We start from the raw sequence: 19,716 nt of genomic DNA, 5'->3' as shown, positions 1-19,716 counted from the left end.
TCCGTCGTCCTTAGGTCGAGGGTCCGGGGTGTTCCCGGTGCGCTGCCAGCCTCCGGCTCACGGCGGGCGCGGGGCATGGGCCGTACGGGGGCGGTGTGCGGGTCGTCCGGCCCCCGTACGGCTCAGGACCGGCGCAGGCGGTCCTCGGCCTGGGTGGCGATGACCGCGGCCTGGATGCGGCGCTCCACGCCCAGCTTGGCCAGCAGGCGGGAGATGTGGTTCTTCACCGTCTTCTCGGCGAGGAAGAGCCGCTGGCCGATCTGCCGGTTGGTGAGGCCCTCGCCGATCAGGGTGAGAATCTCCCGCTCGCGGGCGGTGAGGCCGGGCAGCGCGTCCGGCTCCTCCTCCTGGCGCCGGTCGTGGCGCAGTCGGGCCATCAGCTTGGCGGTGGCGCTCGGGTCCAGCAGGGACTGGCCGGCGGCGACCGTGCGGACGGCCGAGACCAGGTCGGAGCCCTGGATCTGCTTGAGCACATAGCCGCTGGCCCCGGCCATGATCGAGTCCAGCAGGGCCTCCTCGTCGTCGAAGGAGGTCAGCATCAGGCAGGACAGGTCCGGCATGCGCGAGCGCAGCTCGCGGCAGACGGTGACGCCGTCGCCGTCGGGCAGCCGGACGTCGAGGACCGCCACGTCGGGGCGGAGCGCGGGCACGCGCACGAGGGCCTGCTGCACCGTGGCGGCCTCGCCGACCACGGTGATGTCCGGCTCGTCGTTCAGCAGATCGTGCACTCCGCGCCGTACCACTTCGTGGTCGTCCAGCAGGAAGACCCTGATCGGTGCGTCGGGGTCCGGCCGCCGGCTCTCCGCCATGGGTTCGCTCCTCGTCATCTCTCGCTCATGTGTTCGTCAACAGGTCAAGGGGTCGATTCCCCTGCCGATCGTCGTCCGCACGCGGGACCCGGGGCCAGGGCCGGTCGGCCCTGGTCGCGCGGCACTCGGCCCCCGTCGGCCGATCGCAGGACCGACGGCCCCGGTCCCCGGGCCGGGCGGCCCCTGGGGGGCGGGTGCCCGGGAGGTGACCCTGGAACGGCCGACGAACGATCGAAGGAGTGGAGCAGATGACCCCCAGGGACACCGCCGCCCAGGACACCACCACCGTGCGGGTACGGGTGCGGGCCGAGGGCGATGTGCGCGAGGACGATCTCGACTACATGCGGGCCAAGGTGAACGCGGCCCTGGAGCGGCCGGGCCTGCCCCCCGTGTCCGGCGAGGTGCGCGTCACCCACGCCCCGGCGCGGCACGCCGGCCGGCCGTGGTCGGCGGTCGGCGAGATCCGGGTCGGCGGCGACCTCGTGCTGGTGCACGCCGGCGAGGCGAGCGCCCATGAGCTCGCCGACCGCCTTCAGGACCGGCTGCGCGGCCAGGTGGACCGCGTGGTCCACCGCGGCGAGACGGCCCGCAGGGCCACCACCCCACCCCCGTGGCGCGGCGGTCCGGGCGATGACGGACAGGGCTAGGGCCTCTCTTTCGGATCTTGCCGGGGTCGCGGGGTCTGGCACGCACATCTGCGGCGTTGTCGTCGGTTGCCGACTCCCCCACGCTCGGCTTCGCTCGCGCGGGGGGACCCCCATCGCGTCGCCGCCCTCCTCCGCCTTGCAGCTGCACGCACCAGACCCCGCTCGGCTTGCCCGGAAGGCCCCGCCGCTCGGAGCCGGCCAGATCCGAAAGAAAGGCCCTAGAGGCCGCTCCCGGTACGGGTCGGGCGGGGTGGGTCCGGTGGTCCGGGCCCCGCACCGCCCGGGCCCGGTGGAAAGGCGAAGGAGGAGTGCCGTGGCACCGCGCACCGTCGGCGAGGTGATGACCCGCGAGGTCGTCCACGCCCGCAGTACGACAGCGTTCAAGGAGCTGGTGCGGCTGCTGCACCGGCACGGCATCAGCGGCCTGCCCGTGGTCGACCACGACGACAAGGTGCTCGGCGTGGTGTCGGGCACCGACCTGGTGCACGCCCAGGCGTCCCGGGGCGGACGCGACCGGGACCGTCGGGTGACCGCCGGAGAACTGATGTCGACGCCCGCGGTCACCGTGCATCCGGAGCAGCTCGTGCCGGACGCGGCGCGGGTGATGGAGCGGCACGGTGTGGAGCGGCTGCCGGTGGTGGACGAGGAGGACCGTCTGATCGGCATCGCCACCCGCCGTGACCTGCTGCGGGTCTTCCTGCGCACCGACGAGGCGATACGCCGCGACGTGCTGGAGATCATCCTGGCCGACGCCCCGGACCTGCCGGCCGACGCCGTCGACGTCTCCGTACGGGACGGCATGGTCACGCTCGCCGGACGGGTCGCGCACCGGGACGACGCAGCGTCGGCGGTGTGGGTGGCCTGGCGGGTGGAGGGGGTCGTCGGCGTGGTCAACGGACTGTCGTACGACGCCGAGGGCGCCTCCCGTGCCTGATCCGGGCGGATCCGGGCGCCGCCGGCCGGGCCGAACCGTTCCGGGGTCGGTCCGCCCGCCCGGCAGGGCCGAAAGGCCCTACCGGGTGCAACACCCGCCCGGTTCCAATGATCAGATCGAACCGAACCGTCACCGACCACGTACGGACCACCACCATGCCTCTGGACCACGCCCGGCCGGCGCCCCTCGGCCCGCGTCGAAGCATCGACCTCGACGCCGTCGAGGCGCTCCGGCTGCTGGGCAGCGTCTCCTACGGGAGGATCGTCTACACCCGCCACGCGCTGCCGACCATCCGCCCCGTCAACCACGTCCTGGTCGACGGGGACATCGTCATCCGCACCCATGAGGGCGCGGCGCTGACCGGGCACACCCGGCAGGCCGGCGGCCCGGGCGTCGTCGTCGCCTACGAGGCCGACGCGATCGACCCCGCGACCCACCTGGGCTGGAGCGTGGTGGTGACCGGCTACGCCCACCTGGTCCGCGACCCGGTTCAACTGGCCCGCTACCAGGCGCTGTTGCTGCCGTGGGTGGACCGGACCATGGACTACGCCGTCCGTATCCGCCCGGACCTGGTCACCGGCATCCGGCTGACCCCCGCCGACGGCGTGGCGAGCGCCAACGGCCGGGTGAGCGGCTGAGCACGCACCCCGAGGCCGCCCCGGCGCGCCCGCAGGGCCCTGCGCGACGACCGCGCTCAGCCCTCCACGACGGCGGCCCCGAGCCCCCTCACGATTTCCATCGCGTCCTCCCCCGCGTCCCGCACGACGAAGAGCCTCCGCCGACGCACGATCGGCGGAGGCTCTCGCCGTCCCCGTGGCCCTGGTCAGTCGTGCGGCACCACGGCGACCGGAGCCTCGGCGCGCCGCAGCAGTTCGTCGAGGACGGGGCCGATGTGCGGGCCGACCGGTGCCTGGCGGGTGCGGCGGCCGATGACGATCAGGGAGGCGTCCCGGGAGGTGTCGGCGAGGTGAGGGCCCGGGCTGCCGACGACGGTCTCCTCGACGACGTCGACGTCCGGATACTTCTCGCGCCAGGGGCGCAGCGCCGCGGCGCAGGTCCCGTCGTCGCCGGTGGCGAGCGCGTCCGCGGTCGTGAGGTCGCCGGCGGCCACCGGGTCCGGTACCGAGCCGTGCACCACGCGCAGTGCGGCGGCGCGGCGGGAGGCGGCGTCGAAGGCGTACTCCAGGAGGGTGTCGGCGGGCTTCTCGCGCAGTTGCAGTCCGAGGACGACGTCCTGCCGCGGTTCGCCGGTGGCGCCGGCGCGCACGAGGACCACGGGGTGCCGTGCGTGGGCCACGACGGCCGCCCCGACCGATCCGAGCAGGTATCCGGTCGTGCGGCCCAGCCCCCGGGAGCCGATCACCAGCAGGTCCACGCGGCGCGCCAGGCCCGGCAGGGTCTGCGCGGGGCGTCCGGGGAGCCGCTCGGCGGTGACGTCCAGGCCCGGGTGGCGCCGCGCCAGCGAGGCCGCGACCTCGGCGAGCATGCGCGCGCCGCGGTCGACGCCGGGGGCCGGCACCGCCTCCGAGCCGAACGGGACGTAGGCGTACGGCGGTTGCTCCCCGGCGTGGACGAGGCGCAGCGGCGCCGCGTGCAGCAGGGCCTCCGCCGCGGCCCAGTCGGCGGCGGCGATGCTCTCGGGCGAACCGTCCAGGGCGACGGTGACGGTACGGGACATGAGGGGCCTCCTTGGGGATCCGGACCCACTCTGGCCCGGGTGACGCGTGGGGCAGGAGGGTCCGCAGGTCCCGAAGCGACCCCCCGTTCGGCCCGTACGGGGCAGGCCGGCGCAGGGGCGGAGCGCGGTGGATGCGCTCCGCCCGAGTGCGCCCCGCCCGAGGGGGGTCAGCGGGGCGACAGCGACCCGTCGCTGCCGACGGCCGTGCGCGGCGGGGGAACCGGCCCGGCCAGGGCGAGCGCGTCGAGGTGCGCCTGGACGTACGGCACCGCGACGGTGGTGAGTTCGCCGTCGACGAAGGCCGGCTGGACGTTGACCTCGAAGACCACCCCGCCGTTCTCGATCGCCAGGTCGACCCCGGCGAAGGGCAGCCCGACCGACGCGGCGGCGGCGACGGCGAGTTCGGTGAGGCGGGGATGCAGATCGGGCGGGTCGATGTGCACCGGGGTGGCGCCCTGGCAGGTGTTGCAGGGGGTGTCGAGCGCGGGCTGGAGATGTTCGCGGGCGTGGACGACCTCGCCGTGAAGGACGAAGACGCGGAACTGGTGGCGCAGTCCGTCGGCGGTGAAGTTGCCCGCGTCGCGCGAGAGCAGCCAGTCGGTGTCCCGCTCGGCGTAGAAGGCGACGGCGTGGTCGAGCTGTGCCGTGCTGGTGACGTGGAAGGTGTCGTTGCCGCCGGTGCCGACGACGGGCCGGGCCCAGGTGTCGCGGCCGAGCCGCTCGAAGGCGTCCGCCGCCTCGCGCGGGGTGGGCCGGGACAGCACGGCGGTCTCCATGTGGGCGATGCCGTCGCGGCGGAAGCGTTCGACGGTGAGGTTCTTCTCGGTGGCCGTGCGCCATGCCTCGGGGCCGGTGGCGAGGGTCACCACGTCGTGTTCTTCGAGGAGTCGCTGGAACGCGGCGAGGGATTCCCGCCGGTGCGGCGGGATTTCGTAGAGCAGCACGACGTCGGGTGCGAAGTCCAGTCCCTCCTCGGGTACGTGGAGCCGTAACCGGCCGCTCTCGCGGACGGCGTGCCCGGTTCCGCCGGTCGCGAAGTGCCGGGAGTCGACCCGGACCGGTGGGGCGCCGGTGAGCAGGTACGCCGCCTCGGCGAGGTACTCCCGGCAGCCTTCGGGCGACGTGGGGTCGGCGATCAGGGCGATGCACGGTCGGGACACAGCGGCCTCCTGGGCTCTGGACGCGCGCTCGTGCCGCGGGCACCGGTCCGTACGGCCCGAGCGGTGTCACGGTTGGTGCCTGTCGCGCGGGTGTCGCGGGCGTCCGTCGCGCGGGGCCGGGACGGCCGGCGGGGCGGACGGTGACCTGAGGGGGTGCTGGGGCGTGCCCCGCGGATCCGCGGCGCAGGGATTGGGCGCCACACTGTAAGGGCGGGGCGGGACCCCTCACCAGGGCGCACGGCGCGGGACGTCCTGCCCCCGCCTCTGCGCCGCCCGCCCCCGTGCGTGCGCCCCGGCCGGGGGGGCCGACTCAGTCCTGAGCGCTGGGCGTGAGCCGCGCGCCGTGGCGGTCGCGTCCGCCGACCAGTTCGCGCCCGGTGACGAGTTCGCGCCCGGTGACGAGTTCGGGTTCGATGCGTACGAAGATCTCGTGCGGCGAGGGGATCCAGGAGCGGGGGCCGGTGCGCACGAGCCGGCTGTGCTCGGCGGGGTCGGTGACGACGGTCGCCGGACCGGTCACGACGACGCTCCAGCCGGACCGGGTGCCCGCGTCGACCTCGTCGGCCTCGAAGGCGACCACGGCCCCGTCGACCGCCCGCACCAGCTCCGACGCCGCCGAGGCGCACAGCACGATCGCGCCGTCGTCGTCCAGACGGAAGTTGACGGGCAGCACCGCGGGCAGGGCGTGGCGGGTGTGCACGATGCGGCCGAAGGGGACCTGCGCCAGCAGCCGCAGGCACTCCTGCGGCCGCAGCTCTCTGAATCCGTCGTTGGGGTACATCGGCTCGTCCGTCTTCCGCCGCGTACGGCGTCGGGGGTGCGGTACGGGTTCCATCGTTCGCGGGGCAGGTGCCCCGGGCCAGGGCCATGGGTCCCGGCGGTGACGGACGACAGCCCTTTTCCCGGCGGGCGTCACACGCTGATACGGCGCCCGGTGATCTTCCGCGGCACGATCCGCACCCACAGGTCGCGTGGTCCGCCCGCCCACGGCGCGGGGTGGGCGAGCTCGGCGAGCCGCTCCACCTCGTCGAGGTCCGTGACGTACTCGGCGTGGCCCCGGACGAGGACGCTCCAGCCCTGGCTGAGGGCGTCGTCGACGCGGTCGACCTCGAAGGCCACACGTCGGCCCGCGGCCCGGGCGGGCGTGGCGCCGGGCGCGGTGCGGAAGAGGATCGCGCCGCCCACCACCGCGTAGTTGACGGGGACCGCGACCGGGCCGTCGGGCAGGGCCAGCGCCAGCCGGCCCACGCCGTGCGTGGCGAGCAGGGCACGGCACTGGGTCTCGGAGAGCTCGGAGAATCCCGGGTGCGCCGCCGCCAGACCGGGGCCGGGCGGCATCTCGACGCTGCCGCCGCTGAGTTCGTTGACCGTGGTCTCCAGGGCCTCCGCCAGCCGCAGCAGCACGCCCGTGCCCGGTGCTGCGCCGGGTCGCTCCTCCAGGTAGGTCAGATAGGCGGGGGCCACACCGGCCCGGGCCGCCACCTCTCCCGCCGTGAGGCCCAGCCGGGCGCGGCGCTCGGCGAGGCGCCGCCCCAGGTCGCCCGGCGCATGCTTGCCCAGGGCGTTCCGCACGACCTGCTCGGCCATGACCGTCACCTTCCTCCGTCCTGGTATCCGCCTTCCCCGTGCGGGCCGCCTCAGCCGGCCCGGACCGCGACCTCCTCGTGGGACGGACCGCCGAGCACCACCTTGAGGGCGCCGGTGGTGGCGGCGTGGGAGAAGACGTCGTAGGCCTCCGCCATGCGGTCCAGTTCTAACGTGTGGGTGACCAGCGATGCCGTGGGCAGCCGCCCGGCCGCGGCCATGCGCAGCAGGGTGGGTGTGGAGTGGGTGTCGACCAGGCCGGTGGTGAGGGTCAGGTTCTTGATCCACAGGTCTTCGAGGTGCAGCGTCGCGGGGCGGCCGTGCACGCCGACGTTGGCGACGTGACCGCCGGGCCGCACGATGCGCGTGCACAGCTCGAAGCTCTCCGGGATGCCGACCGCCTCGATGACCACATCGGCGCCGAGCCCGTCGGTGAGATCGGCGCCCAGCTGCTCGGGGGCCTCGCCGGGGTCGGCGACGGCGTCCGCGCCCAGCCGCCGGGCCGCGTCCAGGCGGGCGGCGGCCGGGTCGATCGCGACGATCCGCTCGGGCGAGTACAGGCGGGCGGTGGCGACGGCGGCCAGCCCGATCGGCCCGGCGCCCACGACGGCGACGGTGTCCCCGGGCCGCACCCGGCCGTTGAGGACGCCGACCTCGTAGGCGGTCGGGAAGATGTCGGCGAGCAGCACGGCCTCCTTGGCGTCCAGGGTGCCGGGCAGCGCGTGCACGGAGAGGTCTGCGTGGGGCACCCGGACGTACTCGGCCTGGGTGCCGTCGATGCGATGGCCGAGGATCCAGCCCCCGCCGCCGCGGCACTGGCCGTACATCGCCCGGCGGCAGTACGCGCAGCGGCCGCAGGCGGTGATGCACGAGACGAGGACCCGGTCGCCGGGCCGTACGGTGCGCACGTCGGCGCCCGTCTCCACGATCTCGCCGACCGCCTCGTGCCCGAGTACCGTGCCGGGCTCCACCTCGGGCACGTCGCCCTTGAGGATGTGCAGGTCCGTGCCACAGATGGTGACGGCCTCGACGCGCACGATCGCGTCCGTCGCGTCCCGCACCTCCGGGTCCGGGACCTCGTCCCAGGATGCCTTGCCGGGTCCGTGGAAGACGTAGCCCTTCATGACGATCCTTCCCTCTCGGTCCGCCCGCGCCCGCGGGGGGCGATGCCTGGTTTGCGCGGCAGATCCAGCTTGTCCGATTCCGTCCGGGGGCGCTTGGGCCGGACGGCCCCCGGCGCACGGCCGGTCGGTCGCGCGCGCCGATGGGGTCCGTTCGGCCCTTGCCCGGACGCACACCGGGACCATCCGGCCCTTCCGCGCGGTGACGCGGCCCGCTTGGCTGTCGCCATGTCCGACATGCACACCGGGTCCGCCGCGAACCTCTCGGAACCGGTCGCCGACGGGCCGACCGTTGTCACCCTGCGCGGCGAGATCGACCTGGCGGCGACCCAGTCCCTGACGGAGCGTCTGGACGCGCTGACCTCGGGACACCACCCCGACCTCGTGCTCGATCTGCGGGACGTCTCCTTCATCGACTGCGCGGGCCTGAGCGTGCTGTGCCGGGCGCACAACCGGGCCCTCGCCCGGGCGGGCCGACTGCGACTGGTCACGGACAGCCCGGGCTTCTGGCGGATCGTGCGCGGGGTGCGCCTCTCGGGTGTCCTGGAGATACACCCCCAGCTGGCGGAGGCCCTGGTCGCCGATGATCAGGGGACGCCCTCCTCGCGCGCGGCACGGACAGTGCCGTCCTACGATGGTGGGCATCGGGACACCTCGTGGTGAGGGTCCGCTGGTCCCCCGCCACGGTCCTGGCAGCCCCACGACGTCCACCGGCGCCCCCGGAGGGCTGAACGGCCCGCTCTCCGGCTCGACCGGGACCCCGTTCGGTCCTGCTCGGGCGTCCGCCCGGCCTCTGTCGGCCCCGCCGCCCGGCTGCCACCGTCGAGACGATGACGGCGAGGAGGAGGTGCGGACCGATGAGCGGCGGCAGCGGGACGAAGCAGCGTCTGTGGAGGTGGCGGGAGAACCCGCTGCGGCGGCGCGACGACGTCATCGAGGCATGGATCGTGCTGGCGGTGTGGGTGTTCGTGCTGCTCGGAGGCTCCCTCGCCGGGGTGGTGACCGCCCTGGCCGCCGACGAACTGTTCGCCCAGCAGCGCGCGGAACGCTACGCCGTACAGGCCGCGCTGGTCAGGAACGCGCCGCCGCTGGGCTCGGGGGTGAGCGGATCGAGCGGCCGCGTCGTCGGCAAGGTCCGCTGGACGAGCGCGCAGGGTGTCGTCCACACCGACATGACCCTGGTCGACGCCGGGCTGAAGGCCGGCACCCATGTGAAGGTCTGGCTGGACAGGGACGGCCTGCTCAGCACCGAACCGCCGAAGGCCTCGGAGGCGGCCGTCGAGGCGGCCGTCCTGGGCGCGGGCGCGGCCACGACGGCGGCGGGCGCGGTGGTGGGTGTGGGCGCGCTCCTGCGGTGGCGCCTCGACCGACGCCGCCTCGACGCCTGGGGCCGCGAGTGGGCGCTGGTCGGCCCACGCTGGGGCCACAAGACGAGCTGAACGGTCGAGACCGGGCGTCCGGTGACTCCGTGACTCAGTGGCTCGTGCCGTGACTCGGTGGCTCGCCCTGCGGCTACGGCAGAGCCCCCCTCCTCGGCTCGTCCATGCGGTCGACGCGCGCCACGTTCTCCCGGTCCTCCGGGTCCCGCGTCGGCTCGCCCGTGAACCAGGCGTCGAGGATCTCCTTCAGCAGAGGGCCCGAGGTCAGGCGGAGGCTGAGGGCGAGGACGTTGGCGTCGTTCCAGCGTCGGGCGCCGTCCGCCGAGTAGGCGTCCGTGCACAGGGCGGCACGCACGCCGGGCACCTTGTTGGCGGCGATCGACGCACCGGTGCCGGTCCAGCAGCACACGATCGCCTGGTCGGCGCGGCCCTCGGCCACGTCCCGGGCGGCGGCCGCCGAGCACGCCGCCCACTGCGGGTCGTCGCCGGGCCGCAGCGCCCCGTGGGTCAGCACGTCGTGCCCGCGGCCGCGCAGCTCCTGGACCAGGAGGCGGGCGACGGATTCGTCCATGTCCGAGGAAACCGAGATCCGCATGTCCCGGAGCCTACTCGCCGGGTACCGCTCGACGGACGCCGTGCGCGGGGACCGGTTTCCTGCCCCCGGCCCACCCCTCTACGGCCGCCCCCGCGTCGGTGTGGGGAGGCCGACCGGGTTGCCCGCCGGGATCATCCCGGAAGTGCGCACGGTGTCGGCCAGCGGCTCCAGGAGGTCGGCGAGGCGCGCGCCGGCCTCGGCGCCGAGCACCCGCCAGGGCCTCGCCGCCGCCGCGTCCGTCGCCGTCTCCACCTCGGTCCGCACGGCCGCCCCGGCCGCGGTGATCCGTCCGTCCGCGTCGAGCAGGCCGCGCTCGCGCAGCTCCTCCTTGCCCGCCGCCCACTCCTCGGGGCTCCACCTGCGGGTCTGCCGCAGCACCTCCTCGTCGGCCTCGGCCGCGGCGGCCTTGAGCACCATCGCCTCGACGGGCCCGAGGCCCTGGTGGAGGAGGGCGGCCATGTGCCCGTCCCCCCGGTGCTCGCGCAGGGTGGTCACGGCCTGCCAGAGCCGCAGATGGGGAGCGTCGGGGCGGTCCAGGGCCTGGTTGGCGGCGCCCAGCACCCGGCCCACGGTGTCGGCGGCCTCGGCGGCCCGCCAGGCCAGGTCGGCGGCTTCCGCCAGGGCGGCGGACGCGACACCGTCCGCGCCGTAGAGCCGGGTCATCACCGCGTCCATGGCCTCTTGCCGGGCGGCGATCACCTTCGCCGGGTCGGCGAACGTCCAGGCGTCCGGTACGGCGCGGGCGACCCGGTCGGGGTGGAAGACGTAGAAGGAGCTGGTCACCACGGAGGCGGGGACGGGGCCCAGGGGTGCGGCGCGCAGCGCGAAGTAGCCCATCCAGAAGCCGCGCAGCCCGATGTCCTGGGCGGCCTGGTGCGCCTCGGGCGCGAAGTAGACCAGGCTGTGCACCGGTTCGTACCGCTCCCACATCGCCCGTGCGACGACGTCGCTCACGCCCTGCCCCTTCCGCCGGTCGGCCGTTACCGGGAAGTAGCATCCACCATGACGGCAGTCATAACAAGGGACAGGTGCCCGGACAGCGTGGAGGGGCGGCCCGTGCGGGCCGCCCCTCCAGCCTTATGGGCTGATCAGACCAGGTCGAACCGGTCGAGGTTCATGACCTTGACCCAGGCGTCGACGAAGTCCTTCACGAACTTCTCCTTCGCGTCGTCGCTCGCGTACACCTCGGCGAGGGCGCGCAGCTCGGAGTTGGATCCGAAGACCAGGTCGGCACGGGTGCCGGTCCACTTGACCTGGCCCGAGGCGTCCCGGCCCTCGAACGTGGACTGGTCCTCGGACGTGGCCGTCCAGGTCGTCCCGAGGTCGAGCAGGTTGACGAAGAAGTCGTTCGTCAGCTTGCCCGGGGTCTCGGTGAGGACGCCGTGCTTCGAACCGGCGTGGTTCGCGCCCAGCACCCGCAGACCGCCGACCAGGACGGTCGTCTCGGGGGCGGTCAGCGTGAGCAGGTTGGCGCGGTCGATGAGCAGGTACTCGGCCGGCAGCCGGTTGCCCTTGCCGACGTAGTTGCGGAACCCGTCGGACGACGGCTCCAGCGCGGCGAACGACTCGGCGTCGGTGTGCTCCTCGGTCGCGTCGACACGGCCCGGGGCGAACGGCACCTCGACGTCGAAACCGGCGTCCTTGGCGGCCTTCTCCACCGCGGCGGAGCCGCCGAGGACGATCAGGTCGGCAAGCGAGACCTTCTTCGCGCCGGTGTTGAACTCGCTCTGGACGGCCTCCAGCGCGCGCAGGACCTGGGCGAGGTCGTCCGGGTTGTTGACGTCCCAGCCGACCTGCGGCTGGAGGCGGATCCGGGCGCCGTTGGCGCCACCGCGCTTGTCGCTGCCGCGGAAGGTGGACGCCGAGGCCCAGGCGGCGCCGACCAGCTGCGAGACGGTCAGACCGGAGTCGAGGATGCGGGCCTTGAGCGCCGTCACGTCGGCGGCGTCGATCGGCTCGCCCTCGGCGGCGGGCAGCGGGTCCTGCCAGATCAGGGTCTCCTCGGGCACCTCCGGGCCGAGGTACAGCGACTTCGGACCCATGTCACGGTGGGTCAGCTTGTACCAGGCGCGGGCGAAGGCGTCCGCGAACTCCTGCGGGTTCTCGTAGAACCGGCGGGCGATCGGCTCGTAGATCGGGTCGAAGCGCAGCGACAGGTCGGTGGTGAGCATCCGCGGGCGGTGCTTCTTCTCCGGGTCGAAGGCGTCCGGGACGATCTCCGGGGCGTCCTTGGCGATCCACTGGTGGGCGCCGGCCGGGCTGCGGTCGGGCTCGTACTCGTACTCGAAGAGGTTCTTGAAGAACCCGTTGCTCCACTGGGTCGGGGTGGTGGTCCAGATGACCTCCAGGCCGGACGTGATCGCGTCCTTGCCCACGCCCGTGCCGTAGGTGTTCTTCCAGCCGAGGCCCTGCTGCTCCATCTCGGCGCCCTCGGGGGCCTCGCCGACGTGCTCGGCCGGTCCGGCGCCGTGGGTCTTGCCGAAGGTGTGACCACCGGCGATGAGGGCGACGGTCTCCTCGTCGTTCATCGCCATGCGGCGGAACGTCTCACGGATGTCGCGGGCGGCGGCGATCGGGTCCGGGTTGCCGTTGGGGCCCTCGGGGTTGACGTAGATCAGGCCCATCTGGACGGCGCCGAGCGGGTTCTCCAGCTCGCGGTCGCCGGAGTAGCGCTGGTCGTCGAGCCAGGTGGTCTCGGGACCCCAGTAGACGTCCTCGTCGGCCTCCCAGACGTCCTCGCGGCCACCGCCGAAGCCGAACGTCTCGAAGCCCATCTGCTCCAGGGCGACGTTGCCGGTGAGGATCATGAGGTCGGCCCAGGAGATGGACTGGCCGTACTTCTTCTTCACGGGCCACAGCAGACGGCGGGCCTTGTCCAGGTTGCCGTTGTCGGGCCAGCTGTTGAGCGGGGCGAAGCGCTGCTGGCCGGCACCGGCGCCGCCGCGGCCGTCGCTGATGCGGTAGGTGCCCGCGCTGTGCCAGGCCATACGGATCATCAGCGGGCCGTAGTGGCCGAAGTCGGCGGGCCACCAGTCCTGCGAGGTGGTGAGCACCTCGGCGATGTCCCGCTTCACGGCGGCGAGGTCCAGGTTCTGGAACGCCTCCGCGTAGTCGAACTCCTCGCCCAGCGGGTTCGTCGCGGGCGGGTTCGAGGCAAGGATCTTCAGATTGAGCCGCTCCGGCCACCACTGGCGGTTTCCGCCACCCTGTGTCGGGTGCGGCGCGCGCCCGTGCGCGACCGGGCAGCCACCCGTGCCCTCGGCCTTGGGGTCGGTGACGATGGCATCAGGGTTCTCAGCCATGGGAGTCCCTCCGGACTAGTTGGATCATGAAGCTCATGAACTGCGGGCGGTGGAACAGTCGGGGCACAGGCCCCAGTAGATGACCTCCGCCTCGTCGATCGCGAAGCCGCGGTCGTCGGAGGCGGTGAGGCACGGAGCGTGACCGACGGCGCAGTCGACGTCGAAGACGGCGCCGCACGAGCGGCAGACCAGGTGGTGATGGTTGTCGCCGACGCGCCCCTCGAAGCGGGCGGGACTGCCCGGCGGCTCGATACGGCGTATGAGTCCTGCCCCGGTGAGGGCGTGCAGGGCCTCGTAGACGGCCTGCACCGAGATGTGGCCCACCCGCTCGCGGACCCCGGCGGCGATCGCCTCGACCCCGAGGTGGTCGCCGCCGCGCACGGTTTCGAGCAGGGCCACACGGGCGGCCGTCACCCGCAGGCCGGCACCGCGCAAATCCTCGGCGGTGGACGGAGTCCGGGATGCGGTCATGCGGCACAACCTACCCTCAAAAACACGAACGGTTCAAGAAAACGAGAGGTTAAAGCTTGGTGCCGCGACGAGACGGGCGCGGCGAATCGACCCCCTGGACACCTTTCAGGACAAACAGGTTAATCCGGGAATGTACGAAAAGCAGGGGCCCGGGACAGCCGTTCGGCGTGGTCAGCGGTGCTCCGGGTTCTGGGCGTCGGGGCGGCAGCCCGCGTCCCACTCCGTGCGCTGGTTGCCGTGGGCGGGGATGCCGCCGGAGCGCTTGAGGAGCGCGGCGAGGTGCATGAGGTTCCAGGTCATGAAGGCGGTGTTGCGGTTGGTGAAGTCGTTCTCCGGGCCGCCGGAGCCGGGGTCCAGGTACGACGGTCCGGGGCCCGCGGGACCGATCCAGCCGGCGTCCGCCTGGGGCGGGATGCTGTAGCCGAGGTGCTGGAGGCTGTAGAGGACGTTCATGGCGCAGTGCTTGACGCCGTCCTCGTTGCCGGTGATGAGACACCCGCCGACCCGGCCGTAGTAGGCGTACTGCCCCTGCTCGTTGAGCAGGCCCGAGCAGCCGTAGAGGCGCTCGATCACCTTCTTCGTCACCGAACTGTTGTCCCCCAGCCAGATCGGCCCGCACAGCACCAGGATGTCGGCGGCCATCACCTGCTCGTACAGCGCGGGCCATTCGTCCCGCGCGAAGCCGTGCTCGGTCATGTCCGGGTACACACCCGGCGCGATGTCGTGGTCGACGGCGCGGATCTCGGAGGTGGTGACCCCGCGCGCCATCATGATCTCCGCGCTCTTGTCGATCAGCCCTTGGGTGTGGCTGAGCTGCGGGGACGGTTTGAGCGTGCAGTTGATGAACAGGGCCGTGAGGTCGTCGAAGCGGTAGGCGGTGTCGGGGGCGGACGAGGGCGGTACGGCCATGGCGGACTCCCTGGGTGGCGCGAGCGGCGACTGTGCGTCGCAGCGTCTCGCGCGCGACCGGCTCCGCCGCGCTGCGACACGGGTCGCCGCCGGGTGGTGAGGGCGCGCGGATCGGCGGACGCTGAGGGCATGAGGATCGACGTGACGGCCGGAGCGAGGACGGCATGGCGTACGACGAGGGGCTGGCGCAGCGGATCAGGGAGCGGTTCGCCGCGGATCCGGAGGTCGCCGAGAAGCACATGTTCGGCGGGGTGGCCTTCCTGTACCGGGGCAACATGGCCGTCGGCGTCACCGGTGACGACCTGATGGTCCGGGTCGGCCCCGACGCGACGGAGGCGGCCCTGGCCCGTCCGGGCACCCGCGTCTTCGACATGACGGGCCGCCCGATGCGCGGCTGGATCGTGGTGGGCGGCGCGGCCGTCGCGGAGGACGCCGTACTGGACTCCTGGATCGCCGAGGGCCACGCCTTCGCCGCCACGCTGCCGCCGAAATGAGCGTCGACGTCCGTACGATTCCGGCGCGCCGGGCCGAGCGGCGCCCGCCGGCCGGACCCTCCCGCCCCGCCCGGACCGCGTCGGCGGGGTGACCTTCGCCGCCGCAGGACCGATACTGCCGACAGCGCTCCTCACACCCGAACACCGCCCGAAGACCGCCGCGCCAGGCTCACCCGGAGGTACCCATGCGGATGTTGATCAACGTGCCCGAGACCGTGGTAGCCGACGCGCTGCGAGGGATGGCGGCCGCCCATCCCGAACTGACCGTCGACGTCGAGAACCGGGTGATCGTACGACGGGACGCGCCCGTCTCCGGGAAGGTGGCCCTGGTCTCCGGCGGCGGCTCGGGGCACGAGCCGCTGCACGGCGGTTTCGTCGGCCCCGGCATGCTCTCGGCGGCCTGTCCCGGCGAGGTGTTCACCTCCCCCGTGCCCGACCAGATGGTGCGGGCCGCGGCGGCCGTGGACAGCGGGGCCGGCGTGCTCTTCGTGGTGAAGAACTACACCGGCGACGTACTGAACTTCGACATGGCGGCCGAACTCGCCGAGGACGAGGGCATCCAGATCGCCAAGGTCCTCGTCGACGACGACGTGGCCGTCACCGACAGCCTCTACACGGCGGGGCGGCGCGGCACCGGCGCGACCCTCTTCGTGGAGAAGATCGCGGGCGCCGCGGCCGACGAGGGGCAGCCGCTGGAGCGGGTCCAGGCCATCGCCCGGCAGGTCAACGAGAACTCCCGCAGCTTCGGCGTCGCCCTGAGCGCCTGCACCACCCCCGCCAAGGGCAGCCCCACCTTCGAGCTGCCGGAGGGCGAGCTGGAGCTCGGCATCGGCATCCACGGCGAGCCGGGACGCGAGCGGCGGCCGATGATGACCTCCGGGGAGATCGCCGACTTCGCCGTCAACGCGATCGTCGAGGACATGCCGCCGCGCAACCCGGTCCTCGTCCTGGTCAACGGCATGGGCGCGACGCCCCTGCTGGAGCTGTACGGCTTCAACGCCGAGGTGCAGCGGGTGCTCCGCGAGCGCGGGGTGGCCGTCGCCCGCACCCTCGTCGGCAACTACGTCACCTCCCTCGACATGGCCGGCGCCTCGGTCACCCTCTGCCAGATCGACGAGGAACTGCTGCGGCTGTGGGACGCGCCGGTGCGGACCCCGGGGCTGCGCTGGGGCATGTGAGCCGGCGCCCACCCCACCCGACACGCAAGGAGAACCCGTGCTCGACGCCGACTTCTTCCGCCGTTGGATGACGGCCACCGCCGCGTCCGTGGACCGTGAGGCGGAGCGGCTCACCGCGCTCGACTCGCCGATCGGCGACGCCGACCACGGCAGCAACCTCCAGCGGGGCTTCGCCGCGGTGCGCGCCGTCCTGGAGAAGGAGGCGCCCGCCACACCGGGCGCCGTCCTCGTCCTCGCGGGACGCCAGCTCATCTCCACCGTGGGCGGCGCCTCGGGGCCGCTCTACGGCACCCTGCTGCGGCGCACCGGCAAGGCGCTCGGCGAGGCCGCGGAGGTGGACGCGGAGGAGCTGGCCCGGGCGCTGCGCACCGGGGTGGACGCGGTGATGCAACTCGGCGGGGCCGCACCGGGCGACAAGACGATGATCGACGCGCTGGTGCCGGCGGTCGACGCCCTGCCCGCCGGCTTCTCCGCCGCCCGGACCGCCGCCGAGCAGGGCGCCGAGGCGACGATCCCGCTCCAGGCCCGCAAGGGCCGGGCCAGCTATCTGGGCGAGCGCAGCATCGGGCACCAGGATCCCGGCGCCACGTCCTCGGCCCTGCTGATCGCCGGGCTCGCCGAGGCGAACGGAGAGTGAGGCGCCGATGAGCGAGGAGAAGCGGGTCGGGATCGTGCTGGTCTCGCACAGCGCGGAGGTGGCGGCGTCGGTGGCCGACCTGGCCCGCGGGCTCGCGGGCGGCGGGGCGGCGGTGCCTGTCGCCGCGGCCGGCGGCACGGAGGGCGGCGGGCTCGGCACCAGCGCCGAACTGATCGCCGCGGCGGCCGCGTCGGTGGACCGAGGCGCCGGGGTCGCCGTCCTCACGGACCTCGGCAGCGCGGTCCTCACGGTCAAGGCACTGCTCGCCGAGGGCGACGAACTCCCCGACGGCACCCGCCTGCTGGACGCTCCGTTCGTGGAGGGCGCGGTGGCGGCGGTGGTCACGGCGGCGGCGGGCGCCGACCTGGACGCGGTGGAGGCGGCGGCGAGGGAGGCGTACGACTACCGCAAGGTGTGAGGTGACCGGAGGGGCCGTCCATGGCCAGGGTCTGCGGTGACCGGGCCGCGCGCCTCGATGGGCCCCGTCCCACCGAGGCGGAGGAACGGGCTCGCCGCCACCGGCTTCCGTACCCCCACGAGGGCGGCGGCCCCGTCGGCGTCCCGCGACGGCGCTCCCGCCCCCTCACCCCTCGCCATCCTCCGCATACACCGTCGCCCGCGCGTCCCGCAGCCCCGGCCGCCCCGCTGAGGCTCCCCCGGCCGGGTGTCGCAGACCCGGACGCCCCGCCGGAGCCCCCGCCTGCCCCGCCACAGCTCCCGTCTCCTCTGTCTCCTCCGCCTCCTCCACGAACTGGCGTGCCAGTCGTTCCCCCGTGGCGGCCGCTTTCGCGTGGTCCTCGATCGGGTCGATCGCGGAGTTCGTGAAGACGATGTACGTGACGCCGGACGGGGTGCCGCCGCCGTGGGGGTCGGGGCGGATGCCGAGGGCCTCGGCGGTGGCGTAGGAGGCCTCGCCGATGATGTCGTACGGGCCCGTGTCGCCGACGACCGCGTACTGCACCCGGTCGCGGTAGACGACGGCGGCCACCGAACCGCCCCGCACGCCCGCCGCGCGGTGGTCCCACAGCGGGCTCGCGGCCGGGACGACGATGTACGGCAGGTGCTCCGCGCTGAGGTAGCGGCCGCCGGACTCCTGGTAGGCGGTGCTGGCGGAGAACAGCGGGTCGGTGCGGGCGTTGCAGCGGGTGGTCGGGCGGCCGTCGCAGTCGATGTCCATGTCGGCCGTCCAGAAGACCGCGCCCCGGGTGCCGCACACCGGAATGGTCGCGGGGGCGCCCTCGTCGGTGCGGTAGCGCCCGTGCGAGACCGGAACGCAGTCCCGCACCCGGGCCAGCAGATCGGCCGCCCGCACCGAGCCCTCCTGCCGCAGCCCGGGCCCGCGCGGCACCTCCGCGGACTGGGGAGCGGTGGCGGGCAGCGAGGTCGGGGCCAGCAGGACGAGGCCGGCCGCGGCCAGGGTCAGCGACGGGGCGCGCACGATACGGGACCCTCTCGTGGGGGACTTGACGGACACTCAGCCCACCCTGGTGCCGCCCGCTTTTCCGGGCCACCCGAGGGGGGCCGTACGGTGCACCGCTTCTGACGAGCCGCCAGGCACCGGGCGCCGGCACCCGACTCGGCACCGGCCGCCCGGCCACCCCGCAGGCGCGGGACCAGCGACGACAGCGTTCCGCGCGCTCGGCGTGAACTCCCCGTCCGTCACGGGGAGTTCGGCCGTGAGGGCTTCAGCATACGTAACCCTTCCGGGGGACGGCCAACTTCCCCTCCCGTCCCCTACGGCCTCTTGATGCGTCCGCATCGGCGCGCCATATTGGTCCGGACCATTGCCGCGAGGGCCGGGCCGGGAGGCGACGCCGTGCGACGACGCTTGGTGCTCTACGGGGCCGCACTGGCGCTCTGCTGCGGCTGCGCCGGCGGGGCGAGCGGCGACGAGGGGCGGGCGCCCGGCGCCCCGACCGGCGTGACCGCCGCCGCGGGCAGCGCGACCAGCGTGCACGTCATGTGGAACGCCGTCGGTTCCGGCTCCCGCGTCACCGGCTACGAGGTCTATCGGGGCGGCGAGAAGGTCCGGGACGTGCCGGGCTCCGCCCACATGGTGGACGTCGTGCGTCTCACGCCGGCGACGACCTATGTCTTCACCGTGCGCGGCCGTGACGCCGACGGCCGTCTCGGCCCGCCCAGCCGCGAGGTGCGCGCCACGACCCCGGCCGCCGTCGCCGCCGACCGCTCCGCCCCGACCCGGCCGGGCGGTCTCGGCGGCCGCGCGGTCGGGCCCACGGCGGTCCAGCTGACGTGGTCCGCCGCCCGGGACGACCGCGGGGTGGTCTCGTACGACGTCTGCCAGGGCGGTACGAGGATCCATACCGTCGGCGGCGCGCAGACGGCGACCGTGGTCACGGGGCTGCGGCCGGGCACCGCCTACTCCTTCACCGTCCGCGCGCGCGACGCCGCCGACAATCTCTCCCCCGCGAGCGCGCCGCTCCGGCTGACCACCGCGCCGGGCGCGGAGCCGGGGCAGGACACCGCGCCGGGCGGCTTCCGGGCGACGACCCATCGCGCCGGCGGGGCGTACTACATCGACCTGTCCTGGGTGCCCCCACGCGTCGACGGCGTGGTCACGGAGTACGACGTCCGGCTGGACGGGCTGACGGCCACCTCGCTGGTCTGGGGCGGGACCGCGCCGCGCGACCGCGCGTCGTACAGCTTCTACGCGGGGCGGGAGGCCGGCGTCACCCATCGGGTGCGGCTGCGGGCCCGGCTGCCCGACGGCACCTGGGGCGCCCTGTCGGCGGAGCGCGCGGTGACCACCGGGACGGACCGCTAGCGGCCCCGGCCCTCGGCCGTCCGAAGGAATCCG

General features: G+C 74.1%; 21 protein-coding genes and 1 pseudogene. 10 read left to right on the top strand and 12 right to left on the bottom strand.

What is annotated here, in order from left to right; all coding sequences use genetic code 11:
- Window positions 1-122: 122 nt before the first annotated feature.
- Window positions 123-809, bottom strand: a complete 687-nt coding sequence (locus ACZ5NW_RS04800; protein ID WP_468742266.1) for a response regulator — start codon at window positions 807-809, stop codon at window positions 123-125.
- A 248-nt stretch (window positions 810-1,057) separates the two neighbouring features.
- Between ACZ5NW_RS04800 and ACZ5NW_RS04795 the strand changes: the two genes are divergently transcribed.
- The 3 genes from ACZ5NW_RS04795 to ACZ5NW_RS04785 all read left to right on the top strand — a co-directional run bounded on the left by ACZ5NW_RS04795 (window position 1,058) and on the right by ACZ5NW_RS04785 (window position 3,028).
- Complete coding sequence (locus ACZ5NW_RS04795) at window positions 1,058-1,456, top strand: hypothetical protein (RefSeq protein ID WP_468742265.1); 399 nt, start codon at window positions 1,058-1,060, stop codon at window positions 1,454-1,456.
- Between the two features lie 313 nt (window positions 1,457-1,769).
- Complete coding sequence (locus ACZ5NW_RS04790; protein ID WP_468742264.1) at window positions 1,770-2,390, top strand: CBS domain-containing protein; 621 nt, start codon at window positions 1,770-1,772, stop codon at window positions 2,388-2,390.
- A gap of 155 nt (window positions 2,391-2,545) precedes the next feature.
- Complete coding sequence (locus ACZ5NW_RS04785) at window positions 2,546-3,028, top strand: pyridoxamine 5'-phosphate oxidase family protein (RefSeq protein ID WP_468742263.1); 483 nt, start codon at window positions 2,546-2,548, stop codon at window positions 3,026-3,028.
- Window positions 3,029-3,213: 185 nt separating this feature from the next.
- Here ACZ5NW_RS04785 and ACZ5NW_RS04780 read toward each other — a convergent pair whose 3' ends face one another.
- The 5 genes from ACZ5NW_RS04780 to ACZ5NW_RS04760 all read right to left on the bottom strand — a co-directional run bounded on the left by ACZ5NW_RS04780 (window position 3,214) and on the right by ACZ5NW_RS04760 (window position 7,936).
- Window positions 3,214-4,068 carry a universal stress protein gene (locus ACZ5NW_RS04780; protein ID WP_468742262.1) on the bottom strand — a complete coding sequence of 285 codons (855 nt, stop codon included), beginning with the start codon at window positions 4,066-4,068 and terminating at the stop codon, window positions 3,214-3,216.
- A 167-nt stretch (window positions 4,069-4,235) separates the two neighbouring features.
- A complete protein-coding gene (locus ACZ5NW_RS04775) occupies window positions 4,236-5,228 on the bottom strand; it encodes an ATP-grasp domain-containing protein (protein WP_468742261.1) in 993 nt (330 codons plus the stop codon).
- 310 nt (window positions 5,229-5,538) lie between these two features.
- Window positions 5,539-6,009, bottom strand: a complete 471-nt coding sequence (locus ACZ5NW_RS04770) for a pyridoxamine 5'-phosphate oxidase family protein (RefSeq protein ID WP_468742260.1) — start codon at window positions 6,007-6,009, stop codon at window positions 5,539-5,541.
- Window positions 6,010-6,140: 131 nt separating this feature from the next.
- On the bottom strand, window positions 6,141-6,815 hold the full coding sequence (locus ACZ5NW_RS04765; protein ID WP_468742259.1) for a helix-turn-helix domain-containing protein: 675 nt from the start codon (window positions 6,813-6,815) through the stop codon (window positions 6,141-6,143).
- 50 nt (window positions 6,816-6,865) lie between these two features.
- Window positions 6,866-7,936 carry a zinc-dependent alcohol dehydrogenase family protein gene (locus ACZ5NW_RS04760; protein WP_468742258.1) on the bottom strand — a complete coding sequence of 357 codons (1,071 nt, stop codon included), beginning with the start codon at window positions 7,934-7,936 and terminating at the stop codon, window positions 6,866-6,868.
- A gap of 225 nt (window positions 7,937-8,161) precedes the next feature.
- Here ACZ5NW_RS04760 and ACZ5NW_RS04755 point away from each other — a divergent pair, with 225 nt between their 5' ends.
- Both ACZ5NW_RS04755 and ACZ5NW_RS04750 read left to right on the top strand, forming a co-directional pair.
- Window positions 8,162-8,596, top strand: coding sequence for an STAS domain-containing protein (locus ACZ5NW_RS04755; RefSeq protein WP_468742257.1), 435 nt, complete (start codon window positions 8,162-8,164; stop codon window positions 8,594-8,596).
- Between the two features lie 194 nt (window positions 8,597-8,790).
- Entirely contained in the window at window positions 8,791-9,372 is a 582-nt protein-coding gene (locus ACZ5NW_RS04750) for an Rv1733c family protein (protein ID WP_468742256.1), read from the top strand.
- A 73-nt stretch (window positions 9,373-9,445) separates the two neighbouring features.
- Here ACZ5NW_RS04750 and ACZ5NW_RS04745 read toward each other — a convergent pair whose 3' ends face one another.
- The 5 genes from ACZ5NW_RS04745 to ACZ5NW_RS04725 form a co-directional block, all read right to left on the bottom strand.
- Window positions 9,446-9,907, bottom strand: coding sequence for an RpiB/LacA/LacB family sugar-phosphate isomerase (locus ACZ5NW_RS04745; RefSeq protein WP_468742255.1), 462 nt, complete (start codon window positions 9,905-9,907; stop codon window positions 9,446-9,448).
- A 78-nt stretch (window positions 9,908-9,985) separates the two neighbouring features.
- Window positions 9,986-10,861 (bottom strand): SCO6745 family protein, encoded by an 876-nt coding sequence (locus ACZ5NW_RS04740; protein WP_468742254.1) that lies wholly within the window; start codon window positions 10,859-10,861, stop codon window positions 9,986-9,988.
- Between the two features lie 134 nt (window positions 10,862-10,995).
- Complete coding sequence (katG, locus tag ACZ5NW_RS04735) at window positions 10,996-13,209, bottom strand: catalase/peroxidase HPI (RefSeq protein ID WP_468742253.1); 2,214 nt, start codon at window positions 13,207-13,209, stop codon at window positions 10,996-10,998.
- A 33-nt stretch (window positions 13,210-13,242) separates the two neighbouring features.
- Window positions 13,243-13,680: a Fur family transcriptional regulator gene (locus ACZ5NW_RS04730; RefSeq protein WP_468742252.1), complete on the bottom strand. Its 438-nt coding sequence runs from the start codon at window positions 13,678-13,680 to the stop codon at window positions 13,243-13,245.
- 171 nt (window positions 13,681-13,851) lie between these two features.
- On the bottom strand, window positions 13,852-14,589 hold the full coding sequence (locus tag ACZ5NW_RS04725; protein WP_468742251.1) for a flavodoxin family protein: 738 nt from the start codon (window positions 14,587-14,589) through the stop codon (window positions 13,852-13,854).
- 164 nt (window positions 14,590-14,753) lie between these two features.
- Between ACZ5NW_RS04725 and ACZ5NW_RS04720 the strand changes: the two genes are divergently transcribed.
- From ACZ5NW_RS04720 to ACZ5NW_RS04705, 4 genes are all read left to right on the top strand, one after another.
- Complete coding sequence (locus ACZ5NW_RS04720) at window positions 14,754-15,083, top strand: TfoX/Sxy family protein (RefSeq protein ID WP_468742250.1); 330 nt, start codon at window positions 14,754-14,756, stop codon at window positions 15,081-15,083.
- A gap of 185 nt (window positions 15,084-15,268) precedes the next feature.
- Window positions 15,269-16,261 (top strand): dihydroxyacetone kinase subunit DhaK, encoded by a 993-nt coding sequence (gene dhaK / locus ACZ5NW_RS04715; RefSeq protein WP_468742249.1) that lies wholly within the window; start codon window positions 15,269-15,271, stop codon window positions 16,259-16,261.
- A 37-nt stretch (window positions 16,262-16,298) separates the two neighbouring features.
- A complete protein-coding gene (dhaL, locus tag ACZ5NW_RS04710; protein ID WP_468742248.1) occupies window positions 16,299-16,898 on the top strand; it encodes a dihydroxyacetone kinase subunit DhaL in 600 nt (199 codons plus the stop codon).
- A gap of 7 nt (window positions 16,899-16,905) precedes the next feature.
- Entirely contained in the window at window positions 16,906-17,316 is a 411-nt protein-coding gene (locus ACZ5NW_RS04705) for a PTS sugar transporter subunit IIA domain-containing protein (protein ID WP_468742247.1), read from the top strand.
- A 318-nt stretch (window positions 17,317-17,634) separates the two neighbouring features.
- Here ACZ5NW_RS04705 and ACZ5NW_RS04700 read toward each other — a convergent pair.
- Window positions 17,635-18,336, bottom strand: a pseudogene (locus ACZ5NW_RS04700) (glycoside hydrolase family 75 protein); the annotation flags it as partial.
- A gap of 378 nt (window positions 18,337-18,714) precedes the next feature.
- Here ACZ5NW_RS04700 and ACZ5NW_RS04695 point away from each other — a divergent pair.
- A complete protein-coding gene (locus ACZ5NW_RS04695; protein ID WP_468742246.1) occupies window positions 18,715-19,683 on the top strand; it encodes a fibronectin type III domain-containing protein in 969 nt (322 codons plus the stop codon).
- Window positions 19,684-19,716 lie beyond the last annotated feature (33 nt).

It is taken from the genome of Streptomyces sp. NPDC032126, assembly GCF_055580085.1.
The sequence above is the reverse complement of the archived record's forward strand: the minus strand, read 5'-3'. Positions and strand labels throughout refer to the sequence as shown.